The sequence below is a fragment of the Deinococcus betulae genome, from assembly GCF_020166395.1.
GTDB lineage: Bacteria > Deinococcota > Deinococci > Deinococcales > Deinococcaceae > Deinococcus > Deinococcus betulae.
Window position 1 is genome coordinate 48,083 of record NZ_JAIQXU010000002.1, and the last position, 25,155, is coordinate 73,237.

A 25,155-nucleotide genomic window follows, 5' to 3' on the forward strand; every position below is an offset into this window, starting at 1 on the left:
GAACCGGCATAGCTCCGATTTTACTCATGCAACACGGATTCCACGGCAAGAGCACTCCAGGGAGGTGCAACGGGGGCTTCTCTTTAACACCTGCGGGACCCGACGGGAACAGGATGCAGGGCTGCAGGTGTGGGCACCAGCGATAACGCAACGTTATGGTGGCTCACGGCCTCCTGGCCTCCCAGCGTGTGGGCTCCACGTGATTCACACCACACCGCCCTTAGAAGGGCGCACACTCGGTTCAACTCGGTGACCGGCCTTCCGTCTGTCCGAGCGCCTCAAGCCTTGAGGCAGCTGCGGCAGTCGCAGACCTGCGGCGGTTTGTCTGGTTCTGAAGACCGCGTCCCATCCCGCGATCAGTTCTTCTGCACCCGCACGCTACTAGCGTGTCTTCCCACGCCGGGTGACCCTATGACGACCGACCAGTTGACAAGCCTTGAACTCCACCTTTCCGCAGAAGCGCAAGCCCAGCTCGACGAACTGCGCCGCCTGATTCTGAGGTGCCAGCGCCACACGGACCAAGCGAGCCTCTTGGTCCGTCAAAGTTCTCAACTGGTGGAAGCGAGTCTAACTTGCATGAACAGCAGTGCTGGCTCAATGGTCCGTCACGGAGCTGTGGACCTCGCCCGGCGTTCGAGCTGAAGCCTGTCGCGCACGCTGCCCTTCTATTGGAGTGCCACCACGCCGTCCACCTACAAGCGCCACAATAGGCATCATGGTTTCTGCTCCCATCGTCGTCGTCGGCGCATCTGCCGGCGGCATCGAAGCCCTTCAAGCCCTGGTCGCCGGACTCCCACACGATTTTCCAGCGGCGGTCTGCGTCGTGCTGCACCTGAATGCCTCCACCCCCAGCGCCCTCCCAGACATCCTCAGCCGGGCTGGGCCGCTTCCTGCGCACCATCCCTCCGACGGAGAGGCCATTCGCCCCGGCTGCATCTACGTCGCGCCCCCGGACCACCACCTGCTGGTCGATGGGGACAGGCTGGGTATCAAGAAAGGCCCCAAGGAAAGCCGCTTCCGACCAGCGGTCGACGCCTTATTCCGCTCTGCCGCACATACCCGCGCGCCGAACGTGATCGGCGTGGTGCTCTCCGGCGTGCTCGACGACGGCACCTCGGGCCTCTGGAACATCAAACGGCTGGGCGGCCTGGCAGTCGTGCAAGATCCCGCAGAGGCCGCCTTCAGTGATATGCCCCGTCACGCCCTCGAACAGGTGGAAGTGGATTATCAGGCCCGTGCTCGGGACATGGGCGCTCTCCTCGCCCGGCTGATTCGGGACTCTGCCCCTGCGCAGACAGAGGTTGACATGAGCGAACAGGAACGGGGACGCCTCAAAATGGAAGTCCAGATGGCCGCCGAGGGACCGGAGTCTCCAGCAAGCGTGGGGCGCCTCGGGCCTTACACCCCGTTTACCTGCCCGGAATGTCACGGTGCCATGGTGCAGATTCAGGAGGAGGAGGCGCTGCGCTTCCGGTGTCACACCGGGCATGGTTACACGGCGCACGCCCTGCTGGCCGAGCTGTCCGAGAGCATTGAGGACAAGCTCTACCAGACACAGCGGGTGATGGAGGAAAGCTTTCTGTTGCTGGAGCGGCTGGGCCAACGGCTGCCGGGCGCGCGGGCGGAGGCCCTACTGAACCAAGCCCAGCTCCTTGAGCAGCGGGCGAACCTCCTACACCGTCTGGTGCTCACCTACACGCCCTTGGCAGATGCAGAACCCTTACCAGAGTGACGCCTCGCCCAACTTCAAGAATCACTCCCAGGTTCCTGCGCGTCTCCGGTGAGATCCTCGCCTTCCACTGCCGCACGGCGGAGCAAGGCCGTCACGTCTTCGAGCTTGAGCAACAGCAGGACACCTGCCCGGTCATCGCTCACGATGGGTTCCACCTCAACCTTCATCCTGCGCCTGCCTAGATGGGGCAACTGGAGGTCGATGACCCGGTCCACGACCCCTTCTTCTGTGGCGACGACGTCGTGCAGCAGGCCGATCAGCTCCGGCGTATCCAGCGCGAAGTTGCCCAGGTTATATACGCGCTCACCCTTGACTTGCGCCCAACTGGCATGCAACAGGCTCAGCAGGGCGCGGTTAGCGGTCAGAACCCGCAAGTCGTTATCCAGAATCAGCAGGGGATCGTGGAGGCTGTTCAGGACCTGCTCGGCGTAGGCAGCCGTGTCCTGAACCTGCTGCTCCAGAGACTTGACGAGGTGGATGTTGGTAAACGCCACCACCACGCCGTCGATGAAGTTGTCTGAAGTACGGTAGGGGGTGATCCGCATCAGGTACCACAATCCGTCCCGCGTCTGGACCTGCGCCTCGAAGACCTCCAGGGTGTCCAGCACCCGGGCAATGTCGCGCGCGAGGAATTCATACTGCAAGTTGACGCTGATGTCGCTGATAGGCCGTCCCACATCCACCGGCATCAGGTTGATGACCTGCGAGATCTGCGGGGTGAAGCGCTTGATCTTGAGGGCGTTGTCCAGGAACACCGTGGCGATGCCTGCGCTGTCGAGCAGGTTCTTCAGGTCGTCGTTGGCCTGGGCGAGGTCGTGAATCACGCGGTGGTGCTCCGCGTTAATGGTGGTGAGTTCCTCGTTGAGGGACTGAAGCTCTTCCTTGGAGGTGGTGAGTTCCTCGTTGGTGCTCTGAAGCTCCTCGTTGGTCGTCTGAAGTTCCTCGTTGGCGCTCCGGAGTTCCTCCATGGACACGCCCATCTCTTCAACAGTGGCCTGCAACGTTTCCTTACTGTACTGAAGCTCACGTTGTAAGGTCAGCATTGGGTCGGCCTGGTCTGGTGGGGTCGGCACCGCCCCTCCCTCCGGCCGCTCCTGAAACTCAATCAGCAGGAGGCCGGGCATGAGTCCCGGCACCGGACGTACCGTGAGGTCCACCGTACGGAGCAATCCCTCCACCTCAACGGGGACGCCCGCCCGCACCACCTCCCGGCGTTCCGAAATGGCCTGCCGCACGGCGGCGGGGAGTTCGTAGCGCAGGTTTCCGCGCGCCATCTCGAAGACGTTGGTCAGCACCGTTCCCGCCGGCAGTTCCAGGTAACGGGCGGTGGGGCCGTGGACAAATAGGATCTCGCCCGACTCTCCCACCATGACGGCCGGCGGCACGTGCTGGGCGAGCAGCAGACCCTGCGCGAGTTGCGCCACATTTTCCGTTCGAGCGGGACGCGGCGGCGCCACGCTTCGGGGAGGAGAAGGAACCAGACTGTTGGTGCTGAACACCTGACCGACTGGCAACGCGGCGGACACGCCGTCGCCACGCTGGTGGATTTTCCAGCGCAGGTTCAGGGGGCTGAAGTGATCCCGGTCCCGACCGACCGTCTCGCTCGCCCCCAGGAACAGCAGGCCCCCCGAGCGGAGAGCAAAGTGAAACACCGACATGATCTCGGCCTGCAACTCGGATGACAGGTAGATCAGCATGTTGCGGCAACACAACAGGTCCAGCCGCGTAAAAGGGGGATCCCCGAAGGTGTTGTGAATGGCGAACGTCACCAGATTCCGGATTTCCGGGCGCACCTGATACCCGCCGTCTTGCTTGTGAAAGGCGCGCTGCAGTCGCGCTGGCGAGACGACGTACTCGATCTCGCGGGGGTAGAGCGCAGTACGGGCCTTTTCAATGGCTTCCGGGTCGATATCTGTGGCGAAGACCTGCACCTTGAAGGCCCTCTCGTCCTTCAGTTCCTCCATCAGTTCGTGCAGCACGATGGCAACCGAGTACGCCTCCTCGCCGGTTGAACAGCCTGCCACCCACACCCGGACATTGTCCATCTCCTGCTTGTGGGCCGGGATGTAGTCCCGCAAATGCTCCTTGAGTTCGTCAAAGGCTTCGACGTCGCGGAAAAAGCTCGTGACGTTGATGGTGAAGTCCTGAAACAATGCCTGAATCTCTTCTGGGGAGTCCTGAAGAAGTCTCAGGTACGCGGTGATGTCCTCCAGACGGTGGCTTTTCATCCGGCGGTCAATGCGCCGCACCAGCGTGCTGCGCTTGTAGCGGGTGAAGTCATGGCCAGTGCGGACCCGCACGAGGCGCAGGATCTTTTGAAGCGGCGCACCCGGCTGGCCGCCCTCGTTTGACACGTCTTCCGTGCGTAACGCCGCCTTCTGGGTCACGAAGGTATAGAGCCTGGGAGCCAGTTCCTCAGCGGGGAGCACGTCGTTGGCGAGCTGCGTTTCGGCAGCGCTGCGCGGCATGCTGGGATACTCCGCTGTCTGGGGGTCTTGCACCAGCACCAGGCCGAAGTGTTCCCGGATGGCCTGCACGCCGCGCGTCCCGTCACGGCCCATCCCCGATAGGATGATGCCGACGCCACGCTCGCCCTGGTCGGCGGCGAGCGACTCTAGAAAATGGTCGATGACCTTGCCCTTCGCCAGCTCGAGGTCGTCGAGAAGCAAGATGCCGTTCATAATGGTGAGGCTGTGGCCGGGTGGAAGCACGTATACCTGATCAGGCTGGGCCGCCAAACCGTCCTCAATGAGAACAATGGGCATGGACGTACAGCGTTGCAGAATATCGGGCATCAAGCCTTGGTGGTGCGGGTCGAGATGAGGCACCACCACGAACGCCATGCCGCTTCCCTGTGGGAGGCTGAGGAAGAAGCGCTCGTAGCCGTCGAGTGCCCCCGCTGACCCGCCGATGCCCACGATAATGGTAGGCCGCGTGGTCAGAGTACCCACTGGCTCGGTTGGCAGGAGTGTAGGTGCGGTGGTGACTGGACGTTCATCTGACATGATCGAATCCTCGAAACCATAGGCTTTTCGCAGTGCCCTCGGGTGAGCGCGGTCCCGGGAAACTGAGGACGAAGTGAAGTCCACGCTGATCTACAGTCTTAAGGACTGGGATATGCTGACGTTTGAACCCACGCCGTTTGGTTTCATTCTCCCGACTATTTGCATCAAAAACCAGGTTGGATGTGACAAACTGCCACGACACCCCCCCGAACCAGCAGGCCGGGCCGAACTCAATCAGGTGTCAACGTGAGCAGAGAACCCGAAGGTACCGACGACCTGCGTGAACAGGCGGAACGTGAACTTCAGACGCAGCCGCCCGTCACGTTGCCTTCCGTGCCCAATGATCCGGAGCAATTACTGCGGGAACTTCAGCAGGAGCGCCAGGAGTTGCAGGTCCATCAGATCGAACTGCGTCTCCAAAACGACGAACTCGTCCGGACCAATGCCGAGCTGGAGGAGGCCCGACAGGAGTATCAGGAGCTGTTCGATCATGCCCCTGTTGGCTACTTGACGCTCGACGGGGCGGGCAGCGTTCAGCGCGTGAATCTCACGCTGTGCCGGATGCTGGGCGTGGAGCGGGCCCGGCTACTGAACCGGCGGTTCTCTGCGTTCCTCGACCCGGCGAGCATCAGCACCTTTACACTATTCCTGCGGCGGATGATGGAGCACTCCGGGCCCCGGACCGCCGAACTCTGGCTGGTTAGTGCGGCCGGCACCCGCTTCGCAGCCCAGATTGAGGGCGAGGCGGTGCAGCGTTCTGGGGAGCGCGGCCCGCACGCCCGCCTGACTGTTACCGACATCACGCCGCAGCGCCAGGCCCAGGACGAGGTGCTACGGCTCAACGCGTCACTGGAGGAGCGGGTCAAGCAGCGAACTCAGCGGGTTCTGGAACTTAACGGGGAGTTAGAGACGTTCGTGTACGCCGTGACCCACGACCTGCAAACGCCCCTGCGGCACATCCGCAGCTTTATAGGTCTGCTCGTGGAACAGTACCAGCCTCTGGGAGCGGAGCAGGAACGTTACGCGCAGCACGTCGAGCATTCGGTGGACCGTATGGAGCAGCAACTCAGCACGCTGTTGACCTTTTTCCGTACGGGGCAGGGACGCCTACGCTTTCAGGAGGTCAAGCTCGACTCCGTGATGCAGGAGGTCCGCAGGGACTTTGCGGCGGACTTGGAAGGCCGTGATGTGCAGCTGACAGTCGACGCGCTGCCCACCGTGCACGGCAACAGCCTCGCCTTGCAGCTCGTGTTTGCGAACCTGCTGGGCAACGCCCTCAAATTCACGCGAGGCCGCGCCCCTGCCCGCATCAGCGTGTTTGCCCGTGAGAACGAGCGCGAGTTCATTCTCGGCGTGCGTGACAACGGAGTGGGGTTTAACATGCGTCAGAAAGACCGGCTGTTCGCCGTGTTTCAGCGGCTCCACCGCCAGGGGGAGTTCGAGGGCAGTGGCGTGGGGCTGGCGCTGGTCCGGCGGGTGGTTCACCGGCACGGCGGGCGTACCTGGGCGGAGGGTAAGGTGGGCGAGGGAGCCACCTTCTGGGTGAGTCTGCCCCGAACTCCCCAGAGGGAGGACCTGGCGTGAATGGCCGCTCCGAAAGCGTGACCGGGCCGCCATTGGTGGTCATCGGCGGCTCCGCTGGGGCACTGGGTGGCCTGTTGGACCTGGCGGGAGGGTTGCCGAATGACTTTCCGGCGGCCCTTTTGGTGGTCGTGCACATTCCTCCAGATCAGCCGAGTGTCCTGCCCGAATTGTTGAATCGGGCAGGACCTCTGCCCGCAAAGGCCGCCGAGGACGGCGAGCAGTTGCAGGGGGGGCACATCTACGTTGCGCCTCCAGACCATCACCTGCTGGCCCGGCACACCACCCTTCAACTCTCACGTGGGCCGCGCGAGAACCGCTCCCGGCCGAGCATCGACGTGCTGTTTCGCTCGGCGGCCTACAGCTTTGGACCGCGCGCAGCGGGCCTCATCCTGTCCGGTATGCAGGACGACGGAACATCCGGCCTCTGGGCGATCAAGCAGTTCGGCGGAACGGCCATCGTCCAGCGCCCGGAGGAAGCCCAGTATCAGGACATGCCGCTCAGTGCCGTGCGGCAGGTTGAGGTGGACGACATCCTGCCCGTGCATGAGATCGCTTCCCGACTCGTTGCCTGGGCGGACACCCTGGGCACCAGAGAGGTGAAAGTCAGCGTGGATCAAACGGAACGCAGGCGTCTGGGCCTTGAACTGGGCATCGCGGGCGAGGAGGCTTCCTTTGAGGCGGGCATCTTGAATCATGGTCCGCTCTCGCCCTTTACCTGTCCGGAGTGCCACGGGGTGATGATGCAGATCAAGGAAGGTCGCCTCACCCGCTTTCGCTGCCACACCGGGCATGCCTTTACCTCCGGCACGTTGATCTCCGGGGTACGTCAGATGGTGGAGGACTCGATGTGGTCCACCGTACGCGCGCTCGATGAGCAGGTAATGCTGCTGGCACACCTAGGCAAACACCTCCGGGAGGCCGGGCAGCCCGATGAAGCCGACCACTTGCATCAGGAGACCCAGGAAGCCACGGAACGCATGCGCTTGCTGCGCCGCGTCGCCCTGCGGCAGGAACCTCTAGCGTAAGGGTCTGAGCGTGAACCTTTGGCCAAGTGGGGGACCTGTTGGTGGACCACGGCTATCCAGGCGGCCACCCCTGTTGCTTGATCATCTGTTACTGGCGTCGCCTCCATTGCCGGACTTCCACGTCTGCGGTAGTGTCGTTCACTTCGGCGTAGCGCAGCGTGGTCTGGATATGCTGATGGCCCAGCCGCTTCCGGATGGTCGCCAAGCTGACCCTGCCGTTCATCAATTCGGTGGCGTGGCTGTGACGTAGTTGGTGCAGCGTGCAGGTCACGCCTGCACGCGCCGTATACCCCTGCCAGCGGCTTTGCACGCTCTGATACCGCAGCGGTCCGCCGCGCCCATTCTTCGTTGCCTGAAACAGCAATCCGTGGCCAGCGTCCGCAGGGTGCGCCGCAACGCGTTCACCAGCTTGGGGTCGTCCAGCAGCACCGTCCTTTTCCGTCCACCTTTGCCCAGCACCGTCAGGTGTTCGTCCCCCCTGGTCAGATCGAGGTCCTCCAGGTGGATGTTGAGCGCCTCCCCGATCCGCAGGCCCGTCTCGAAGACCAACCGGAACAGCAGGGCGTCCCGGGTCTGCTCTGAAGGAATGGCGGCGAAGATGCGTTCAACCTCGGCGCGTCGCAGGCCTCGCGGATGTAGAGGCGGGAGGCGTTGACGTTCCAGGTGCAGGGTGGGGTCCCGGTCCAGCAGGTCACGCTGCAAGGCCCAGCGGCAGAAACGCTCGAAGGTGGTCTGCTTGCGGCTCCGGGTGGCCGGGGCCCACTGCGGATGGGCCGCGAAGTACCGACCAAGCTGTTCTCCATCCAGACCCTGTTCCTGTAACCAAGCAATCAGGTGAATGAGGTCCGCGCGGTAAGCGCGGACCGTGTTCGGGCTGCGGGTCAGCTCGCTGAGGAAGCGCTGGCTTTGGTCCTGAAGGGTAGCAATATCCATGTCGATTTCGATTCCCGCGATAAGTGTAGAACGAGGTGCATGACCTGGGGAGCTTGGACTGGCTGTTCATCGAGGACTGGATTAGGAAATGCTGTGATAAGGGAAATTCCCGCAGGCTGCCATGCCCGTTGAATTCCTGACCGATGAGCAGGCCGCCCGTTACGGCCAGTTTGATGGTAATCCGACACCAGAGCAACTGGCCCAGTACTTCACCCTCAGCGAGCAGGATCACGCTTTGGTTGCCCAGCGCCGCCGCAAGCACAACACGCTGGGCTTTGAGGTACAACTCTGCACCTTGCGGTTTCTGGGCACCTTCCTGACCGATCCTCTTCGAGTGCCGCTCGTCGCGGTCAAGCACGTGGCCCAGCAACTCCGATTGCCCGTCAAAGTGTTCAGCAAATACGGTCGCCGCGAGGAGACCCGTGGAGAACATCAGCGCCTCATTCGTGACTATCTGGCCTACCAGACCTTCAATGGGTTTCAGGCGGTTCGTCTCATCCGCTGGCTGTTCGCCCAGCTGGCGTTGGGGAACCCACGCCCCATTGAGCTGTTTGACGGGGCCACCGCTTACTTGGAAAAGCACAGAATCATTCTGCCCGGCGTCACGGTGCTGGCCCGTTTGATCGCTCGGGTGCGCGAACGGCACGCCGTTCGTACCTTTGAGGGACTGAGTCAGCGGCTGACAGACCACTAGATCGCCACGCTCGAAGACCTGCTGACCCTCCAAGAGGGACAGCGGCATACCCCACTCGAGGTGCTCCGCACGCCGCCCACCCGGGTGTCTGCACCGGCACTCTCAGATGCGCTAGCGCGAATCGAACAGGTTCGCGCGCTTGACATCGCCAGCGTTGACCTCGCCGACGTGCCGGATGCACGCAAAGGCGTTCTGGTGAGGCACGCCCAGACGGTGCGAGTGCAGGTGATTGCCCGGATGGCCGCAGAGCGTCGTCAGGCGACGCTGCTGGTGTTTCTTCAGCATCTGGAACGAACCGCCACCGATGACGCCCTGGCGGTCTTCGACGCACTCATGGGCAAGCTAGCTACCACCGGCGAGGCCCGCCGCAAAGTCGATCGGTTGCGAACCCTGCGCGACCTCGATCATGCGGCGCTCCTCCTGAGGGCGGTCGCCAGCATCGTGATGGATTCGGAGATTCCTGCACAGGGCATTCGTGAGGCGGTACGGACCTGCGTGAGTGAGCTGGATGTTCAGGACGCCATGGCCACAGTGGCGCTTCTGGCCAGTGAGGATGACGATCCGGCACCAGAAGCCCTGCTGGGCTCCTACACCACGGTGCGCAAATTCCTTCCCCGAATGCTCCACAGCATCACATTTGAAGGGACACCCAGCGCCAAACCCCTGCTGGATGCCTGGGCCTTTCTGGGTCGCATAGAACAGGGCGGTCGGCCCAAACCTCGTTGGGCAGATGCACCACGCATGGTGGTGACACGAACCTGGGAAAGACGCGTCTTTCCCAGGTCCGGTGAGGTGAATCATCAGGCCTACACACTCTGTGTACTCGAACGGCTTCAGCACGCCCTCAGGCGCCGTGAGGTCTTCGTCACCTTGAGCGTGGCCCATGCTGACCCACGGGCTGAGCTCCTTCAAGGGGACGCCTGGCTGACCGCCAGAGACGATGTGGTGCGAGCTCTGAACCGCTCGGCTGAACCGGGGCCTGAATTAGAACGTCTGCGTGCCGAATTAGATATAGCTTACCGCGCCGTGGCGCAGGGCCTCCCAGGCAACGAGTCGTTGCAGCTCACCACCCAGGATGGGCATACGCGTTTGACCCTGACCACCAGTGACCCGCTGGAAGATACCGCGAGCCTAAACGGTTGCGGGCGGCGGTGGCCGCCCGCCTACCGACCGTCGATCTGGCCGAACTGCTGATAGAAATTCACCGGCTCACTGGGATGGCTGATGCATTCACCCACGTGGCCGACGGTCGCGTGACCGCCCGTGATTTCGATTTCCCGCTGACCATCTGCGCGGTCTTACTCGCTCAGGCGTACAACATCGGTCTGAAAGCCGTGGCCCGGCCAGAGATTTCTGCCCTCACCCTGTCCCGGCTCTCCTGGGTACAGCAGAACTATGTGCGGGCGGATACCCTGGTGGCCGCGAATGCCCGTCTGGTGAACGCGCAACTGGATCCGCCCCTGGCCCAGATGTGGGGAGGTCGCGTCCGCCGACGGGCTACGGTTTGTGGTGCCGGTTCGCACGGTTCACGCGGGCTGGAATCGGAAGTACTTCGGCGCGCAGCGTGGCGTCACGTACTACAACTTCACCAGTGACCAATTCACGGGCTTCCACGGTATCGTCGTACCAGGCACCTTGAGCGATGGTTTGTACATTTTGGCGGGCCTGCTGGAACAGCAGACCCGCCTTGATCCTCGAGAAATCATGGCCGATACCATGGGTACAGCGACGTCGTGTTCGGACTGTTCGCCCTGCTTGGCTACAAGTTCAGTCCCCGGCTCGCCGAGCTGCCGGATCAGCGCTTCTGGCGACTGGACCGGGAAGCGGATTATGGGGCACTCAACGACTTGGGCCGCCACCGCCTGAATGAGCGGTTGATCGCTACGCACTGGGAAGACATGTTACGGCTCGCAGGATCACTCAAGCTGGGCAAGATAGGAGCGACAAGCGTGATGCGCACCTTGCGACGGGGAGGCGGTCTATCCGGCTTGGGGAAGGCTGTGGCCGAGTTGGGCCGGATTGAAAAGACCCTGTATCTGCTGCAATACGTGGATAATGAGGCGTATCGGCAGCGGATTCTGCGGCAACTGAACCGGGGTGAACTGCGCCATAGCGTGGCGCGGGCGGTGTTCCATGGACGCAAGGGCGAGATTCGCCACAAGTACCCCGAAGGCATGGAAGATCAGCTAGGGGCCCTGGGGCTGGTAGTGAACGCCATCGTATTGTGGAACACCCGGTATATAGAGGCGGCGCTGACAGAGCTGCAACGCAAAGGGAAGATTGAGGACGAAGGCGACGTGGCGCGGCTGTCCCCCCTGCTCCACGAGCATGCTCAGATGCTCGGTAGATACGATTTCACCCTGCCTGAGGAGGTGGCTGGGGGCAAACTCCGGTGCCTGCGTGATCCAGACTCGCTCGAAGCGTATCTCGCACAAATTGATTGAGGAAATGCCCTGTGAGAAGAGGAAAATCAGTCAAGTGCAGGGTCTAAACGCCGATTCCTGTTCCACTTCTCGCGTCAAGCCTCACAAGGCACATGGCCCGGACAGGCTGAGCGCAGACCTGACTGTGTGAGCTCGTAGAGAGCAGCCAAGTACTGAAGCCTTGCCGTCAACGTCCGCAGAAGCCCGAGCCAAGCTCGTGAATGCAGCGCTTTTGACTGGGAGAACACAGGATAAAACCCTTTGTAGCTCTGGGATGTGCAGACCTATAAAGCCTATCTCCCCATATCTGAACGGGGTTAATGAGCAGCTGGTGGGTGATGCTATTCCCCATCTATTCGGCGGACTCCCAGAGTCAAACCCTATGCCTTGGCGCCCTCACTACTCCCTGTTCTCATCGTCGCAGACGACCCTCCTGAGCAACCGGTCGCCATTCATCCTATGTCCACAAAACTGAATTTATGAGGCAAGATGAGGGCACAGCAGCCCCACTTTAAGGAGTGATCTTATGTCTCGTCTCCTTCAGGTATCACACGGCAGCGCCGCACCCACACGCCATATTGCGTCCCTTGATGCCCTCCGGGGCCTGGCCGCTTTAGCGGTGGTGTTCTTTCATCTCTCACTGATTGCACAGCAAAGTCTGGATTCTCATCAGCAAGGACTACAGACAGCGTTGCAAACGCTTCGCCTGACCCCCCTGTTTGTCTTTTTTGCCGGGTCCGAATCCGTACTGGTGTTTTTTATCCTCAGCGGGTTTGTGCTGTACCTGATGCTCAGTGGCCGGGCCATGCCGTACACAGTTTATGTTCGGCGCCGGCTGCTGCGCCTGTATCCGCCGTACCTCGTGGCGGTGCTGATCAGTGTGGTGCTGGTTGGGCTGCTTGGGGGTCACCACGCCCCAGGCTTTGGCAGCTGGGTCAACAGCGTGTGGCAACGGCCGCCGGACTTCATCACCTTGCTGCACCACGTCCTGGTGATTGGCAATCCAGACACCGAGCCGTACAACTTCGTGCTGTGGTCTCTGGTGCAGGAAATGCAGATCAGCCTGATCTTCCCTCTGCTGTACGCTGCAGTACTGCGGTTTAAACCTGCCGGGGTGCTGGCGGGCTGCCTGTGCCTCAGCGTCCTTGCCAACGTTCTGGCCCTCATCCTGGCCCACACGTCACCAGCGCTGGCGTACCTACTCACCCCTTACCTCGACTCTCTGCATTACCTGATCTTCTTCGCTGCTGGCGCCCTGATGGCCCGGCGCAGCGCCACTCTGGGCCGCTGGTACGGCGCCCTGTCCATCTGGCGCAAACTGCTGCTGATTGCTGGAGGGCTGGCCTGCTATACCTACGGCCACCTGCTCATGGTTCACTTTGGTATCGCGTCCCGCATCGGGGATCTGCTGATCCTGCCCGGCGCCTTCATGCTGGTGCTGCTGTTTTCGCACTCACAACGGGTCATTCAGCTGTCCCAGCACCCCGCGCCGCAGTTTCTGGGCCGCATCTCCTACAGCCTGTACCTGTACCACGGCGTCATCCTGCTGGCGGTGGTGTTCGGCCTGGGCCGTCACCTCGCCCTGGTGCCGTTGCTGCTGCTGGCGCTGATCCTGATTTTTCCTGTGTGTACCCTCGCTTACTCCGCCGTTGAACAGCCGGCTATTCAGTGGAGCCGACGGGGCGCCCGGCGGTCAGTGGTTCCGCCTGCCTCTAATTAAGGAGGTCACCGCTGTTCTGTTCATACATCAACCGCAGCGGGCTGCGAGAAAGAGCCCTGGACGAGGCAGAAGAGGCTCTAGCGCTTCCCAGATTTGGTGGCCTAATTCTCTCTAGCCCTACCCCCCGGCGTCTGGTCGGTGCAGTGAATGACCGTTGACCAGCTCACCCAGACCAGCGCAGGCCGTACCTTAAAGAAACAGAGATTGACTGCCTGCCAGGCTTCTCGCTCATCAGGGCCAGCTGTTAAAGGTGCCAACCATGGAACACGACGTCAGTCCCTCTTCACTGGGTTCAGCCCAGCTTCCAGACCTCGCGCCGCCGCTGGCGGCTCTGCCCTCTTCCCCACTGACCCGGCTGCTCAATAGCCTGGCGGTGCGGCCGGGCCTGGCGCGGGGCCTGTCGGACGGCCTAATTGTGCTGACGGTCTGTCTTGGTGGTCTTGGGGCACTCATTGGATTTCAGAAACTGTCGTCGGTTCAGCGCCCACCTCTGGCTGGGATGGCCGAACTGCGCGCGCAGCTGCTGGCCTTGCCACCAGAGCTCGACACCGCACAGGACACCACAGCCAGTGTGTCCGCGCCTGGCGTATCCCTGCTGGTGTCTTCGGGGGCGGTGGACCGGTCACCAGACCGGGTGAAGGTCAGCACGCCCCGCCCTGAGCCACGCCCCAAAACGGCTGTTCACGTCAACCAGGCGGGCGTCCGGGCCGCCACCCCCAACACTCCGCTGGCCAAGCCCATGACTGGCGAGGCCAGGACCGTCATCCTGCGCCTGACCCGCGTGGCCGGGTTCATCATTCCCGAGGCGGTGCTGGAACGGCCCACTGGGACAACCGACGTGGCGCGGATGATGGCCACTGTCGGCAGAACCGTCCCCGCGCGCACCCTGCTGGCCCTGCAAAATGCGCCGTCTGACCCACAGGTGATTGCCAACCTGACCCAGCAGCTCCGCAGCCCTGTGTCCCCAGTGCCCGCCCCACCCCCGGTGCAGGCAAGACCAGCCGCCGCTGCGGCGCCCCGGCCCACGCCACAGCCGAGTGTCTCCAAGGTGCCGGAGTCGGCCGCCGACCTGGTGCAGGTGCCCCAGAAGATCCCCACCGTGATTCTCAGCACCGCCTCCGCCACGCCCGCGCAGCTGGAAGTCATCCTGAATGACCCCCTGCCCGTCAACTGGCTTCAGGCCATGACCGAGCAGGCGGTTACGCCACTAACTCCAAGGAATTGAAGCGAACAACAGAGCGGGTGCTGTAGCGTGGTACAGGCGCTGATGAGACCGGCGCGGGGGCACAGGCAAGGTCAGTTCAAGATCCCTTTGCGCTCATTCCTGGCTTCGGAGGTTGCTCTGCTGCTCATCACCTGTGGGGAAGGTGCCATCAGAATCCCGAGGCTAGAGGCACAGCTGCCCTCTGAACGTCTTGAGCTTTGAATCGCCATCGAAAGAAGGCCCTGGCGGCTCCGGGCTCGCCGTGGAGCGCTGCTTCAGTGGCACGGCAAGCTGCTGACATTGAGGGCTGGTGAACCACACATTTTTTGGATCAGGGTTTCCGAGCCTCTCCATTAGCAGCAAGAACTTTTCACGCAGATGAGGAGCAGTGCTCTTCGGCAGCGCATCACCAGACCTTGCGTTCTTTTCGGTTCAACCCAGGATTCAGTGGGGCCTCTGGCCGCGGCCTTCTTGTTGACACTGCCCACCCCAGTCTCTCCGGCCATCCACACCCTTTTCCCTCATCAAAACCAGCGCCAGCACGCGCTGGATCTATACTGCTGGCGATATGAGTGAGGCCTTTGCCGACACCACGCCCCGCATCCTGCAGCACCTCACCGAAACCCTGGCGGCGGCCCGCACCCAGACGGCTGTTCTGGAAGCCGCTCTGAACCCCACGATCACAGCGCTGGGGGCCATGTCAGGCGCCGTTCTTCTGCTTGATTCTAAGACCCAGGAGTTGACGGTGCGGGCCGCGCAGGGACTGGCCGCCCGCACCCTCTGGCAGGACGGCCCACTCACCCCGGGCACCCCAGTTGGCGACGCCATCATCCAGCGACAGGCCCTGTACTTCGAGCATCCCGGTGACCTCAAGAACGCCTATCCGCACCTTGAAGACCAGACGGGCGGGCTGCCCGCTGCCGCGACCGCCATCCTGCCTCTTTCGCTGGATGAGCAGGTGCTGGGTGTTCTTCTTCTGGATTTCAGGGAACCGCATCAGTTCACCGCCGACGAGCAGCGCTTTCTGAGTACCATTGCCGCGCAGACTGCGCTGGGTCTGGACCGGGCCACCTTGCTGGAGCGCCTTGACGGCGAGGGCGCCCGGCGTCAACTTCAGGCCCGCACACAGGAACTTGAAGCGGACCGGGCCTTTCTCAGCACCACGCTGAACAGCCTGGGTGAGGCCATCATCGTGTGCGATGCGCAGGGCCGCCTCGTCCGTTTTGCGGGCCTGGCCGCCGAGATGCATGGGCAGGACGCCGAGCCGATTGACCCCGAGCAGTGGGCCTCCCAGTACAACCTCTACCTAGCGGACTGTTCCCGGCCCCTGACCCTGGCCGAGGTGCCGCTTTACCGGGCCTGGCAGGGCGAAGAGGTCCAGAACGTCGAATTCGCCATCTGCCGGCCTGACCACCCGCCCCGGTACGTCGTCGCCAATGGGCAGCCGCTCTTCACGCCTGACGGCCGCCCCAACGGAGCCGTGGTCGCCCAGCGGGACATCACCACCCTGCATGTTCAGTCCCAGCAACTCAGCGAGCGCACCACCGAACTGGAACGGCAACGGGCCGCGCTGCGGGCTGAACAGGCCGCTTCACGGGCATTTGTCACGTTTACCGAGGCGGCTGGCCGCACCCAGACCGTTGAAGAACTCGGTCACCTGGCCATGACCACGCTGCATGTCATTCTTCCTGACGTTACGGCCCTCTTTTACGAGCGGGCAGGCGCGGCCTGGATGCCGTTGGCCTGGACCCCAGACATCGCCCCGGACCTGCTCACGGTCTTGCAGCGTGGCCTGCCGGCAGACACCCCCATTCTGGTTCAGATGACCGCTACGCGGCAGCCAGTTTTTCTGGACGGCTGGCAAGAAGAGGAGCAGGGGGCCGCCCACACCGCCGCCCACTACTCTGCAGCGGCCTATCCCGTCGTGCAAGGTGGCAACATCACCGCGCTGCTGAGCCTGGGACTGCCCACGCAGGCCCCCTGGACCGACGCCCAACGTGAACTGGTGCTGGCCCTCGGCCGGAGCTTCACGCTGCTTCACGACCGCCTTTCGGTCGCGCGGCAGGTGCAGGAACAGCGCGACGCCGCCGAGAAGCGCAGCGAAGCGCTCGAAGCGTTCGCCGTCATGTCCCGTGACCTGGCGGGGGAAGCCAATCGCTACGCCCTGGTACGCCGGGCCCAGGAGATCATGCTCTCTTTGCTGACGCCAGGGTACGCCCTGTACTGGGAGCAGGCGAGCGACCACTGGGAACTGAAGTCGCAGGTGGGCGACATCGGCAACCCCGAATTGCAGCAACTGGTTGATGACTACGGCCTGCCGCTGGACGCTCCGGCCCTTCATTCCACCTGGCTGACTGGCATTCCCAACTACCAGGACAACTACGCGCAAGGGGCCGATACACCCATTGACATGATTCGGCATGTGAATGCGGCCACAGCCTTCCGGGTGGTGCTGCACGGCCAGCCGATTGGGATGCTGGCGATTGGCCTGTTTGACCAGCGCGTCTGGACCCCGATGGACAGGGCGGTGCTGGAAACGGCCATCTACAGCCTGGGGCTGGTGCTGGAACGCGCGCAGAGTATCGAGGCGCTGGAGCAGGCCAATACCGAGTTGCAGATTGCCAATGAAGAACTCCACGCCTTTACCTACAGCGTGTCCCACGACCTGCGCACGCCGGTGCGGCATGTCAAGGGCTTTACCGAGCTGGCCATGAAGACCTTTACGCAGGGCCAGACCGAGAAGGCCCAGCGCCACCTGGGCATAGTGTCGCAGGCGGCCGACCGCATGACCGAGATGATTGACGCCATGCTGGCCCTGTCCCGCGCTGGCCGGGTGGAACTGCTGTTCCGTCCCGTGCCGCTTCAGACGCTGGTGCAGCAGGCGCAGCAAGACGCCATGCTGGAATTCCCAGAGCAGCCGGTGGACTGGCAGATTGAGCCGTTGCCCGCCGTACGGGCCGACACGGCCGCGCTGCAACAGGTGCTGACCAATCTGCTGAGCAATGCCGTGAAGTTCGCGGCCCTGACGCGGCCCCTCCAGATCCGGGTCTGGGCTGAGGAACAGCCGCAGGCATGGGCCGTGTTCGTGCAGGACACGGGCGTCGGCTTCGATCAGGAATATGCCGGGAAATTGTTCGGGGTGTTCCAGCGCCTGCACACCCAGGATCAATTTGCAGGCACGGGCGTGGGGCTGGCGACCATCAAGCGCATCGTGACGCGGCACGGGGGGCAGGTCTGGGCGGAAGGCCGCGTGGACGCAGGAGCAACGTTTGGCTTCACGCTGCCGAAGGGGCCTTAAGGGCAGGGGCTGTGGACTTGCGCTGCGATGGCTAAGGGGCGGTAGTCCGACGAGCCTGGAGATGGCCGCCTTCTTCAATGGCTCAGAAATTGGAGGAGAGGCCAGAGGAAGCTGTTTCGTCTGTGCCCCGCAGCGCGACTTTGCCTAAGTGCGGCCTGGCGGCCAGCAGATAGCCCGACCTGGATTGGACACTGACAGCGGTGGCCAGATGAATTGAGGGTGTAGGGTGGAGTATGCGAGGGCGAGCGTACAGCGTGGACTTACGGGAGCGCATTGTGTGGGCCGTACAGCAGGGCATGAGTCAGCCGCAAGCCGCCCGACAGTTCAGTGTGAGTGTGGCGAGTGTGGAGCGCTATCTGCGACTGGAGCGATTGGGACAGGGGTTACACGCCCGTCCTCGACCAGGACGCTCACCGAGTGTCCTGCCACCTGGAGAGCACGAGGACTTGCGGGCGCAGGTCCGGGCGTACCCGGACCTGACGCTGGCCGAACATGCGGCCTTGTGGGGTGAGGGCCATTCGGCAGTGTCGCCCAGCACGCTGGTTCGCCGGTTCAAGACCTTGAGACTGACGAGAAAAAAAGACACTGGCCGCCAGTGAGCGCGATGAGGCATGGCGGGCGCAGTTCGTCGCTGATCTTGCCGAGGTGCTGCCCAGCGACTTGCTGTATCTGAACGAAAGCGGCTTTCAGACGAATATGACCCGCACCCATGCCCGTTGTCCCCGGGGACAACGGGCCACCGACACCGTGCCGCGCAACCGCGGGAAGATCCTCACGCTGTTGTGTGCCCTGACCCTCGCTGGACCGACCGCCCCGCTGGTAGTTGAAGGCGGGGTGAACGGCCACGTCTTCGTCACCTACGTGCGAGAGGTGCTCGTCCCAGTGCTGCGTCCTGGACAGCTGGTCGTCTTGGACAATCTTGGGGCGCACCTGCGCCCCGAGGTCCGGGAACTGGTCGAAGCCGCCGGAGCCCTGCTGGTTTACCTGCCGCCGTACTCCCCAGACCTCAACCCCATTGAGTCCATGTTCTCCAAACTCAAAGCGGCGCTGCGGGCCCTGGCCGCCAGGACCCGGGACGGTGTTCTTGAGGCTCTGCGCCTCGCCCTCGACGCTGTGACCCCCTCTGACGCCCAGGGCTGGTTTCAACACGTCCTCTCCCTTCAACTCTTCCGGTGATCGCTATGAGGCCTCTGTCGGCAGGTGTTCAGCACAGTCCCGTGATCGTCACTGGCCCCTCAGAGTGGGTGGTTGACTCCGGTCCTGCTCCAGTCAACACCACTGAGGATCACGTTGGACTGACCAGTGGTAGAGAGCCTGTGCGCAGTGCCCAAGCGGTTGTGTGTGGACCCAGAGCAAAAGCCGCCTGACTTCACACGACTTGCGTCTGTGCTTCCTACACAACAGCAATTTGCTCAGGTCACGCTTGGAATCCGTCTACCTCTTCTGCGAGGCATGCCGAAGGCACTCGGCTGAAACGTCGGCGTCCCTCCATCAGAGTGCGCCGACCCTTCAGCGGCTCAGGGCCAAAGAGGGAGCAACCTCCCTATATACAGAGACCTTAGAACCCTGTGTGCTGTTTATTTCTAGGCCTTGCAGCTGCCAAATCCCATCTCTGCGCTGCTTAAACACATCTTTAACAGGGAAATCTCATGGCTTTACCACAAAAAAAGGGGCATTGGAAGCACCTCTGATCAACAGTTATCCAATAGAACCCATGTTATCTAGACAGGCCTCCACGCAGTCCCACACTGCATTTTGCCAGACCTTCAGTTACGTCAGAAACGGATCACGTGAAATTCTTTATTACGACTTTTTCGGGAGGACCCTAAGCTCTCGGAGGCTTAACTGACCGGCTGCACAGACACCAGGTCAGTCAGGTTACCGGCGGTTTGCCCCTGCAAGCCGCACATCCCCCTCACTCACTTTTCTGACATGTAGCTCTACATGTTTGCGCTGTCTGACGCACTGGAGATCTCTGTGACTTACACTGCTTCCGCTTCCCGCCTGCCTGCCATCCGCCTGCTCGCCCTGAGCGCCACCCTGCTGCTGGCCGCGTGTGGCTCGACCACCCCAGTTCCTTCTGTGCCCACCGCATCGGCTGACCAGAGTCAGGCCGCCGAGGTGGCCGCAGAAACGAATGCAACCGTAGACACTGCCGAGACGGATGATGCGACCCTGCAGGCAGCGGCCGTGAGCAACAAGGTGCAGCCTGGAGTCACCGGAGGCGCGCGCACGCAGTACGATGCCAACGCCGAAGGTCAGCAGACTGTGGTGCTGCTGGGCAACGGGAACGCGGCGACCTTCAGTGCGCCGGCCGCTGGAATCTTTACAGGCACGTTGCAGGCCCGTCAGACCGCCTACCAGGGCAACGTGATGCTGAGCGTGCGGGTTAACGGCAGCGAAGTCAAGCGTGTGGAAGTGACCAGCCTGGCCTACGCGGGCACCGCCCTGGGGCAACTGACTCTCAAGGCAGGCGACGTCATCAGCACGGTGTTTATCAACGACCTGAGCGGCGGCGGCCAAGACCGCAACGCCTACATTGACTACCTGACCCTGGCACCAGCGTCGCCCAACGCCGAAGGGCCTGCACCGGCACCCACTCCCGTTCCGGCGCCCACCCCGGCCCCCATCGCCACGCCAAGTGGCGCAGTGGACGTGAAAACTTACGGCGCCAAGGGTGACGGCGTGACCGACGACACCGCTGCGCTGCAAAAAGCCGCCAGCAGCGGCAAGTCCCTGAGCTTCCCGGCTGGCACCTATCTGGTCAGCAAGGCGGTGACCTTTAACGGCACCAACAACATCAGCGTTGTGGGTCAGGGCGCGACCATCAAGGCCAGGGGCGGCTTCAGCGGCACCGCACTGCTGCATCTGGTAAACACCACAGCCACAAAGGTCAGCGGGTTTACGGTCATCGGCGCCGGCGAGGGCACCGGCTGGGTGGACGGCATCCGCGTCAGCGGCGGCAGCGGCGCCGTGGTGGACAGCAACACCATCAGCCAGTTAGGCGGCTGCGGCGTAGGCGTGGAAAACGCCACCCGCACCACGGTCAGCAACAACATCGTCTCGCAGGTGAAGTTTCACGGGGTCTTCGGGTCGGCCTCAACGCAGCAGACCTGGCGCGGCAACCGCGTGACGGGTCACGGCTCTTCCAACCTGACGGCGGGCATTGGCCTGCTGGGGCAGCTGGGTGACACCTACCTAATTGAAGGTAACCTCTCGGCAGGATTTGGCAACACCGCTATGAAGACCGAAGGCACCTCGAACGTGACCTTCCGGGGCAATACGGTGGAGGGCTTTGCCCGCGACGGCATCAAGATCATGCCGCTGCCCGAGAAGGGCGTGAGCCAGGTGTCGAACGGTGTCATTGAGAACAACACCGTGCGCGGGTTCTCGGGCGCCGACGTGTACGGCTCGACCGCACTGCAAATCAGCAGTGTGATTGGAGGGCGCGTGAGTGGCAACACCACTTACGGGACCTTCGGGGCCAATGCTGGCGGCAAGCAGCCTCCGTACGGCTACGAAGACGCCATCCGCCTGCAGGCCCACGGCAGCGGCCCAGTGCCCCGCGACATCGTGGTCACCAACAACAAGGCCAGCAACTCCTACGTCGGCCTGCGCCTGATGGGCAACAACAACACCGTCTCGGGCAATACCTTCCAGGGCAGCGCCCAGCACAGCGTCATCTTTAACCAGAACGCCACCGGCAATAAATTTACGGGCAACACCTTCTCCTCTGCCGGGTCGGTCGGCGTGATGTTCGACCGGGGGGTGTCCGGCACCACATTCAGCGGCAACACCTTCAGCAGCATGGGGACGGGCATCTACGCCGCCAACGGCGGGAACAACAACAACACCTTCACGACCAACTCGTTCAGCTCGGTGTCCAAGGCGGTCATCGTGGCGGGCAGCGGCAACACCTGTAGCGGCAACTCTGGCAGCGGCGTCGCCAGCACCTGCCAGTAAGACGGCCTTCATCTGCCTGCATCCAGCAACGAAGTCCAGACCCCGTTCATAACGAGGCCGCCGTTTCCGAAAAGGAGCGGCGGCTTTGCTATAGACGAGGTAGGACCTCTGACTAATGGCTTTCCGAACATACAGGACTAGAACAGGTGTCTTCCTGCCGGACCCGAGACCTGCTCTCTGCCTAGTTCCTCCGCCCGAAGTGAAGACACATCAGGAACGGGCGGCCAGCGCCGCCAGGCCAGGGGTCATGGCCTCCCCGACCTGTGCCCAGGACATGGCCTGAGCGACGGTGTCCCGGCCAGCCTGGCCGTAGCGCCGGGCCAGGGCCGGCTGGGACAGCAGGGCAAACAGCGTCTGGGCCAGGGCGTCCGGGTCGCCCACCGGCACCAGCGAGCCGTTCAGGCCGTCCGTCACGATTTCGGGAATGGCGGCGTGGGCGGTGCTGACGCAGGGAAGGCTCATGGCCATGGCCTCGCGCAGCACGTGCGGAAACGGATTGAAGATGCTGGGCAGGACAAACAGCGTCGCGTCCTGGAAGAGCTGACGCAGCTGGCCCCGGTCTTTGACAGGCCCAAACCACTCCACCCCTGGAGTGCCCGGCGGCACCACCCGCTGCCTGGGGCCCACGATTTGCAGCTTCGCTTCAGGCAACTGCTGACGGACCAGGCGCCACGCTTCAAGCAGGGTGTCGCCGCCATTGCGCCCGAATTCGTAGGCCACGAACAGGGCCGTCTGCTGACCGTACTCCTGCTTGCCCACCTCGTCGAGCGTGAAATTGGCGCCGGCGCCCACAGCGACCACCTTCTGCGCCGGCACGCCGTAGTCGTCAATCACGGACTGCCGGACCGCCTCTGACATGGTGAACAGCAGGTCGGCCGCGTGATAGGCGTCCTGTTCCAGCAGCAGCCAGTCCTGCCGTTCGCGGCGGCTCATGGGATTCCACTGCGGATAGTGCTGCAGGGTCAGCGCCATGGTGTTGTCGAGGTACAGCGCCACAGGAAACCCGTGGCCCGCCACCGAGAACATGCCAAAAATCTGGAGCGCGACATCAAAGTCAGGGCGCTGGGCCTTCAGGCGCCGCAGGGCCAGCGCGCTCTGCGCCCGGAAGGTGCGGGGGTTGAGGTTGGCCACGCCTTTCCAGTGACGGGGGTGTGGCCGGAAACTCAGGGCGTAGTTGGCATACTGTGACCAGCTCGTCAGGGCCGGCGTGAAACGGTCAACAATCTGCGCGTGACTATCCAGCGCGCGGTACACCGAGAGGTTGCGGCCACGGGCCGTTCGGAAGTCAGCGGCGCCTTCTGTATCAATACCAATAAGTCGGTACATGGCGTTCTCCTTTACTGCGCGGCGCGGTGAAAGGCGAGCCAGCCGCCGCGGGCCACCGCCGCCGCCCGGGACCACTGGCCGCGCAGCATCCGCTTGAGCAGGTACAGGCCCGGCCCGGCCAGCAGCGGCAACAGCGGCACCGGCGCGTGACGGCGAAAAAACCGGACCCCGCTTTTGGTGAAATTCAGTTCCCAGTCCAGACTCTTGTGGGTCAGGGTGCTCAGACCCATGGAGGCCGCGCCCAGGTGCCAGGTCCGGGCCGCCGCCGCCACGCCCAGGCCCCACCCCGCGCGCCGCAGCCGCAGACTGAAATCGGCGTCTTCCCAGTACATGAAATACCGCTCGTCCAGCAGCCCCACCTCTTCCAGCGCGCGGCGGCGCACCAGCAGGCTGGTCCCGGACAGAAAATCAAGCTGCGCCCAGGGCACCGGGGCCTGAAACAGCTCGGCGCGGCCCCGCCAGAGGTCAATCCACCCCCCGCCCCAGCCCTGCACCTGCTCCGGCTCACGCATGGAGTACAGCACCGACGCCACGGCGCCCAGCCCCGGGTGCCCGGCCGCCACCTCGACCAGCGCCGACAGCGCCCCAGGGTCCACCGCCGTGTCGTTGTTGAGAAACCACACGTGGTCTGCGCCGCGCCGCAGCGCCTCACGGGTGCCCACGTTATTGGCGGCGGTAAAGCCCACATTCGCCGGAATCTGAAGGATGGGCAGGTCTGGATACCGCGCCCGCAACTGGGCCACCGAGTCGTCGGTCGAGCCGTTGTCCACCAGCACCACGTCGGCGCGTGGGTAGTCCAGCGCCGCCAGAGACCGCAGGCAGGTGTCGGTATGCCCCCACCCGTTGTAGTTGATGACCACGGTGCCCACCAGGGGCGGGGCGGCCGGCTGAACACCAGGGGCAGGCGAAGCAGAATCAGTCATGGGGCACTCCTTGGGAGGGAACGGGAAAGGTCAGGGGTTCAGAACGGACCGGAGACGGCGCGGCGCGCCAGGCGTCACAGCGCGCGTTGAGAAGGGCGCCACATACACTGAGGACGAAGCTCCAGTCAGTGGTGGTAAAGACCACGGTGTACAGACCCACCAGGGCGATAAAACTGCCGGTCATGACCACCGGAAGCACCAGGGGTGAGGCAGGCCGAGTCACCAGCACCCGGAGCAGAGGCTGAAGCAGGGCAAAGCCCACCAGCAGGGCCAGACCGGCGGCGCCAAAGGTCCAGCGCACCGAGTCGTAGGAGTAATGCAGCTCGTTGGTGACCTCGCCGGGCACGGGATGCTCGATGCTTTCGGGAATAAAGGTGTTGGTCCCGACCCCCAGTGCCTGCTCCTCGGGCGTCTCGACCATGCGGTAGGCGGCGCGCATCTGCTCCACGCGCCAGTCGAGGTTGCCCTGGTCCAGGCTGAAGCGCTCCTGGTTACTGAAGCCAGACGCCACCTGGGCCACCGTGTCTGACAGCGGCGTGGCCACCACCACCAGGGTCAGGCCGGTCAGGGCCAGCAGCGACATGAGCACCAGACGGCCCTTGCGCCCGGCGGCCACGCGACTGCTCGTGAATTTCACCAGCAGCAGCAGCGCCGTCACCACGACGGCGAACATCATGATGCCGCGCGACAGATTGACGGCCAGCGCCGCCGCGAACAGCACCGACCGGACCAGTTCCAGGGTGGTTTGCCGGTCAGCGGCCAGAAAGAGGTTACGCAACGAGACCATCAGGCCAAAAAACACCAGCGGCATCCCCGGATAAAAGATGCGCGGCAGCGGCCCAACCCACTCGTAGACGGTGAAGTCATCGGCAAAGCCGCCGGAGGTGATGGCCAGGCCCGGCACGGCGAAACTCAGCACCGCGCGCGCCGCCAGCAGCGACGCCACCAGCATCAGTGTGCGCTCGATCTGAGCGTCGTCGCGGAAGCGCGCCCACACCCACAGGTAAGGCGCCATGAGAAAGCCACTGAACTTGTACAGGTAGGAAAAGGCGCCGCCCGCCGATTCACCGGTGGCCGAGAAATAGAGCATGTGCAGGTAGGGCAGCAGGGCCAGGAGCACGACGCCCCCCAGGGGCACCCGCTTCGAGCGCCAGACGGCGAACACCAGAAGGCTCCAGGTCAGCAGAAGCAGGCCCAGCTGCGCCGCGCTGCCCAGAGAGGGGTCCAGCCGGCGCGTGACCCCAAACACCGACAGGGTGCCCAGATACAGGCTGAACAGGCCCGCATGAACCCACAGGTCCACGTCGCGGCGGCGCAGCTGCATC

General features: G+C 63.3%; 15 protein-coding genes and 2 pseudogenes. 12 read left to right on the forward strand and 5 right to left on the reverse strand.

Annotated elements, in window-relative coordinates; translation table 11 throughout:
- Positions 1-715 precede the first annotated feature (715 nt).
- On the forward strand, positions 716-1,732 hold the full coding sequence (locus K7W42_RS02740; protein ID WP_224572035.1) for a chemotaxis protein CheB: 1,017 nt from the start codon (positions 716-718) through the stop codon (positions 1,730-1,732).
- Between the two features lie 14 nt (positions 1,733-1,746).
- Here the strand turns inward: K7W42_RS02740 and K7W42_RS02745 are convergent, their stop codons facing one another.
- The gene (locus K7W42_RS02745; RefSeq protein ID WP_224572036.1) at positions 1,747-4,821 is read right to left on the reverse strand and encodes a CheR family methyltransferase; all 3,075 of its coding nucleotides are present in this window, start codon (positions 4,819-4,821) and stop codon (positions 1,747-1,749) included.
- Positions 4,822-4,983: 162 nt separating this feature from the next.
- Here K7W42_RS02745 and K7W42_RS02750 point away from each other — a divergent pair, with 162 nt between their 5' ends.
- Positions 4,984-6,321 (forward strand): sensor histidine kinase, encoded by a 1,338-nt coding sequence (locus K7W42_RS02750; RefSeq protein WP_224572038.1) that lies wholly within the window; start codon positions 4,984-4,986, stop codon positions 6,319-6,321.
- Complete coding sequence (locus tag K7W42_RS02755) at positions 6,318-7,346, forward strand: chemotaxis protein CheB (RefSeq protein WP_224572041.1); 1,029 nt, start codon at positions 6,318-6,320, stop codon at positions 7,344-7,346. Before K7W42_RS02750 ends, K7W42_RS02755 begins: the two co-directional genes overlap by 4 nt.
- A gap of 88 nt (positions 7,347-7,434) precedes the next feature.
- On the opposite strand, the pseudogene K7W42_RS02760 reads toward K7W42_RS02755, so the two are convergent.
- Positions 7,435-8,279: pseudogene (locus K7W42_RS02760) on the reverse strand (tyrosine-type recombinase/integrase).
- 121 nt (positions 8,280-8,400) lie between these two features.
- On the opposite strand from K7W42_RS02760, the gene K7W42_RS02765 reads away from it, so the two are divergent.
- From K7W42_RS02765 to K7W42_RS02805, 9 genes and pseudogenes are all read left to right on the forward strand, one after another.
- Positions 8,401-8,973 carry a DUF4158 domain-containing protein gene (locus K7W42_RS02765; protein ID WP_224572044.1) on the forward strand — a complete coding sequence of 191 codons (573 nt, stop codon included), beginning with the start codon at positions 8,401-8,403 and terminating at the stop codon, positions 8,971-8,973.
- Positions 8,974-9,033: 60 nt separating this feature from the next.
- Positions 9,034-10,167, forward strand: coding sequence for a hypothetical protein (locus K7W42_RS02770; protein WP_224572046.1), 1,134 nt, complete (start codon positions 9,034-9,036; stop codon positions 10,165-10,167).
- Positions 10,168-10,190: 23 nt separating this feature from the next.
- Positions 10,191-11,417 (forward strand): annotated as a pseudogene (locus tag K7W42_RS02775) (Tn3 family transposase).
- 505 nt (positions 11,418-11,922) lie between these two features.
- Positions 11,923-13,116, forward strand: a complete 1,194-nt coding sequence (locus tag K7W42_RS02780; protein WP_224572049.1) for an acyltransferase family protein — start codon at positions 11,923-11,925, stop codon at positions 13,114-13,116.
- A 259-nt stretch (positions 13,117-13,375) separates the two neighbouring features.
- Positions 13,376-14,341, forward strand: coding sequence for a hypothetical protein (locus tag K7W42_RS02785; RefSeq protein ID WP_224572051.1), 966 nt, complete (start codon positions 13,376-13,378; stop codon positions 14,339-14,341).
- Between the two features lie 547 nt (positions 14,342-14,888).
- The gene (locus K7W42_RS02790; RefSeq protein WP_224572053.1) at positions 14,889-17,618 is read left to right on the forward strand and encodes an ATP-binding protein; all 2,730 of its coding nucleotides are present in this window, start codon (positions 14,889-14,891) and stop codon (positions 17,616-17,618) included.
- Between the two features lie 233 nt (positions 17,619-17,851).
- Positions 17,852-18,217 carry an IS630 transposase-related protein gene (locus K7W42_RS02795; protein ID WP_224572055.1) on the forward strand — a complete coding sequence of 122 codons (366 nt, stop codon included), beginning with the start codon at positions 17,852-17,854 and terminating at the stop codon, positions 18,215-18,217.
- A 46-nt stretch (positions 18,218-18,263) separates the two neighbouring features.
- Positions 18,264-18,794 (forward strand): IS630 family transposase, encoded by a 531-nt coding sequence (locus K7W42_RS02800; protein WP_369411307.1) that lies wholly within the window; start codon positions 18,264-18,266, stop codon positions 18,792-18,794.
- Positions 18,795-19,595: 801 nt separating this feature from the next.
- Positions 19,596-21,581 carry a right-handed parallel beta-helix repeat-containing protein gene (locus tag K7W42_RS02805; protein WP_224572058.1) on the forward strand — a complete coding sequence of 662 codons (1,986 nt, stop codon included), beginning with the start codon at positions 19,596-19,598 and terminating at the stop codon, positions 21,579-21,581.
- A gap of 210 nt (positions 21,582-21,791) precedes the next feature.
- Here K7W42_RS02805 and K7W42_RS02810 read toward each other — a convergent pair whose 3' ends face one another.
- Genes K7W42_RS02810 through K7W42_RS02820 form a run of 3 tightly spaced genes read right to left on the reverse strand, consistent with a single transcriptional unit; the run spans position 21,792 to position 25,154 of the window.
- Positions 21,792-22,907 (reverse strand): glycosyltransferase family 4 protein, encoded by a 1,116-nt coding sequence (locus K7W42_RS02810; RefSeq protein WP_224572059.1) that lies wholly within the window; start codon positions 22,905-22,907, stop codon positions 21,792-21,794.
- An 11-nt stretch (positions 22,908-22,918) separates the two neighbouring features.
- Positions 22,919-23,830, reverse strand: a complete 912-nt coding sequence (locus K7W42_RS02815; protein ID WP_224572062.1) for a glycosyltransferase family 2 protein — start codon at positions 23,828-23,830, stop codon at positions 22,919-22,921.
- Positions 23,823-25,154: an O-antigen ligase family protein gene (locus K7W42_RS02820; protein ID WP_224572064.1), complete on the reverse strand. Its 1,332-nt coding sequence runs from the start codon at positions 25,152-25,154 to the stop codon at positions 23,823-23,825. Before K7W42_RS02820 ends, K7W42_RS02815 begins: the two co-directional genes overlap by 8 nt.
- Position 25,155 lies beyond the last annotated feature (1 nt).

Excerpts from the sequence above, each read along its gene's own strand:
- K7W42_RS02810 (WP_224572059.1), bottom strand. The coding sequence starts at position 22,907 with ATGTACCGACTTATTGGTATTGATACAGAAGGCGCCGCTGACTTCCGA.
- K7W42_RS02820 (WP_224572064.1), bottom strand. The coding sequence starts at position 25,154 with ATGCAGCTGCGCCGCCGCGACGTGGACCTGTGGGTTCATGCGGGCCTG.
- K7W42_RS02740 (WP_224572035.1), top strand. The coding sequence starts at position 716 with ATGGTTTCTGCTCCCATCGTCGTCGTCGGCGCATCTGCCGGCGGCATC.
- K7W42_RS02815 (WP_224572062.1), bottom strand. The coding sequence starts at position 23,830 with ATGACTGATTCTGCTTCGCCTGCCCCTGGTGTTCAGCCGGCCGCCCCG.
- K7W42_RS02780 (WP_224572049.1), top strand. The coding sequence starts at position 11,923 with ATGTCTCGTCTCCTTCAGGTATCACACGGCAGCGCCGCACCCACACGC.
- K7W42_RS02795 (WP_224572055.1), top strand. The coding sequence starts at position 17,852 with ATGCGAGGGCGAGCGTACAGCGTGGACTTACGGGAGCGCATTGTGTGG.
- K7W42_RS02765 (WP_224572044.1), top strand. The coding sequence starts at position 8,401 with ATGCCCGTTGAATTCCTGACCGATGAGCAGGCCGCCCGTTACGGCCAG.
- K7W42_RS02785 (WP_224572051.1), top strand. The coding sequence starts at position 13,376 with ATGGAACACGACGTCAGTCCCTCTTCACTGGGTTCAGCCCAGCTTCCA.
- K7W42_RS02790 (WP_224572053.1), top strand. The coding sequence starts at position 14,889 with ATGAGTGAGGCCTTTGCCGACACCACGCCCCGCATCCTGCAGCACCTC.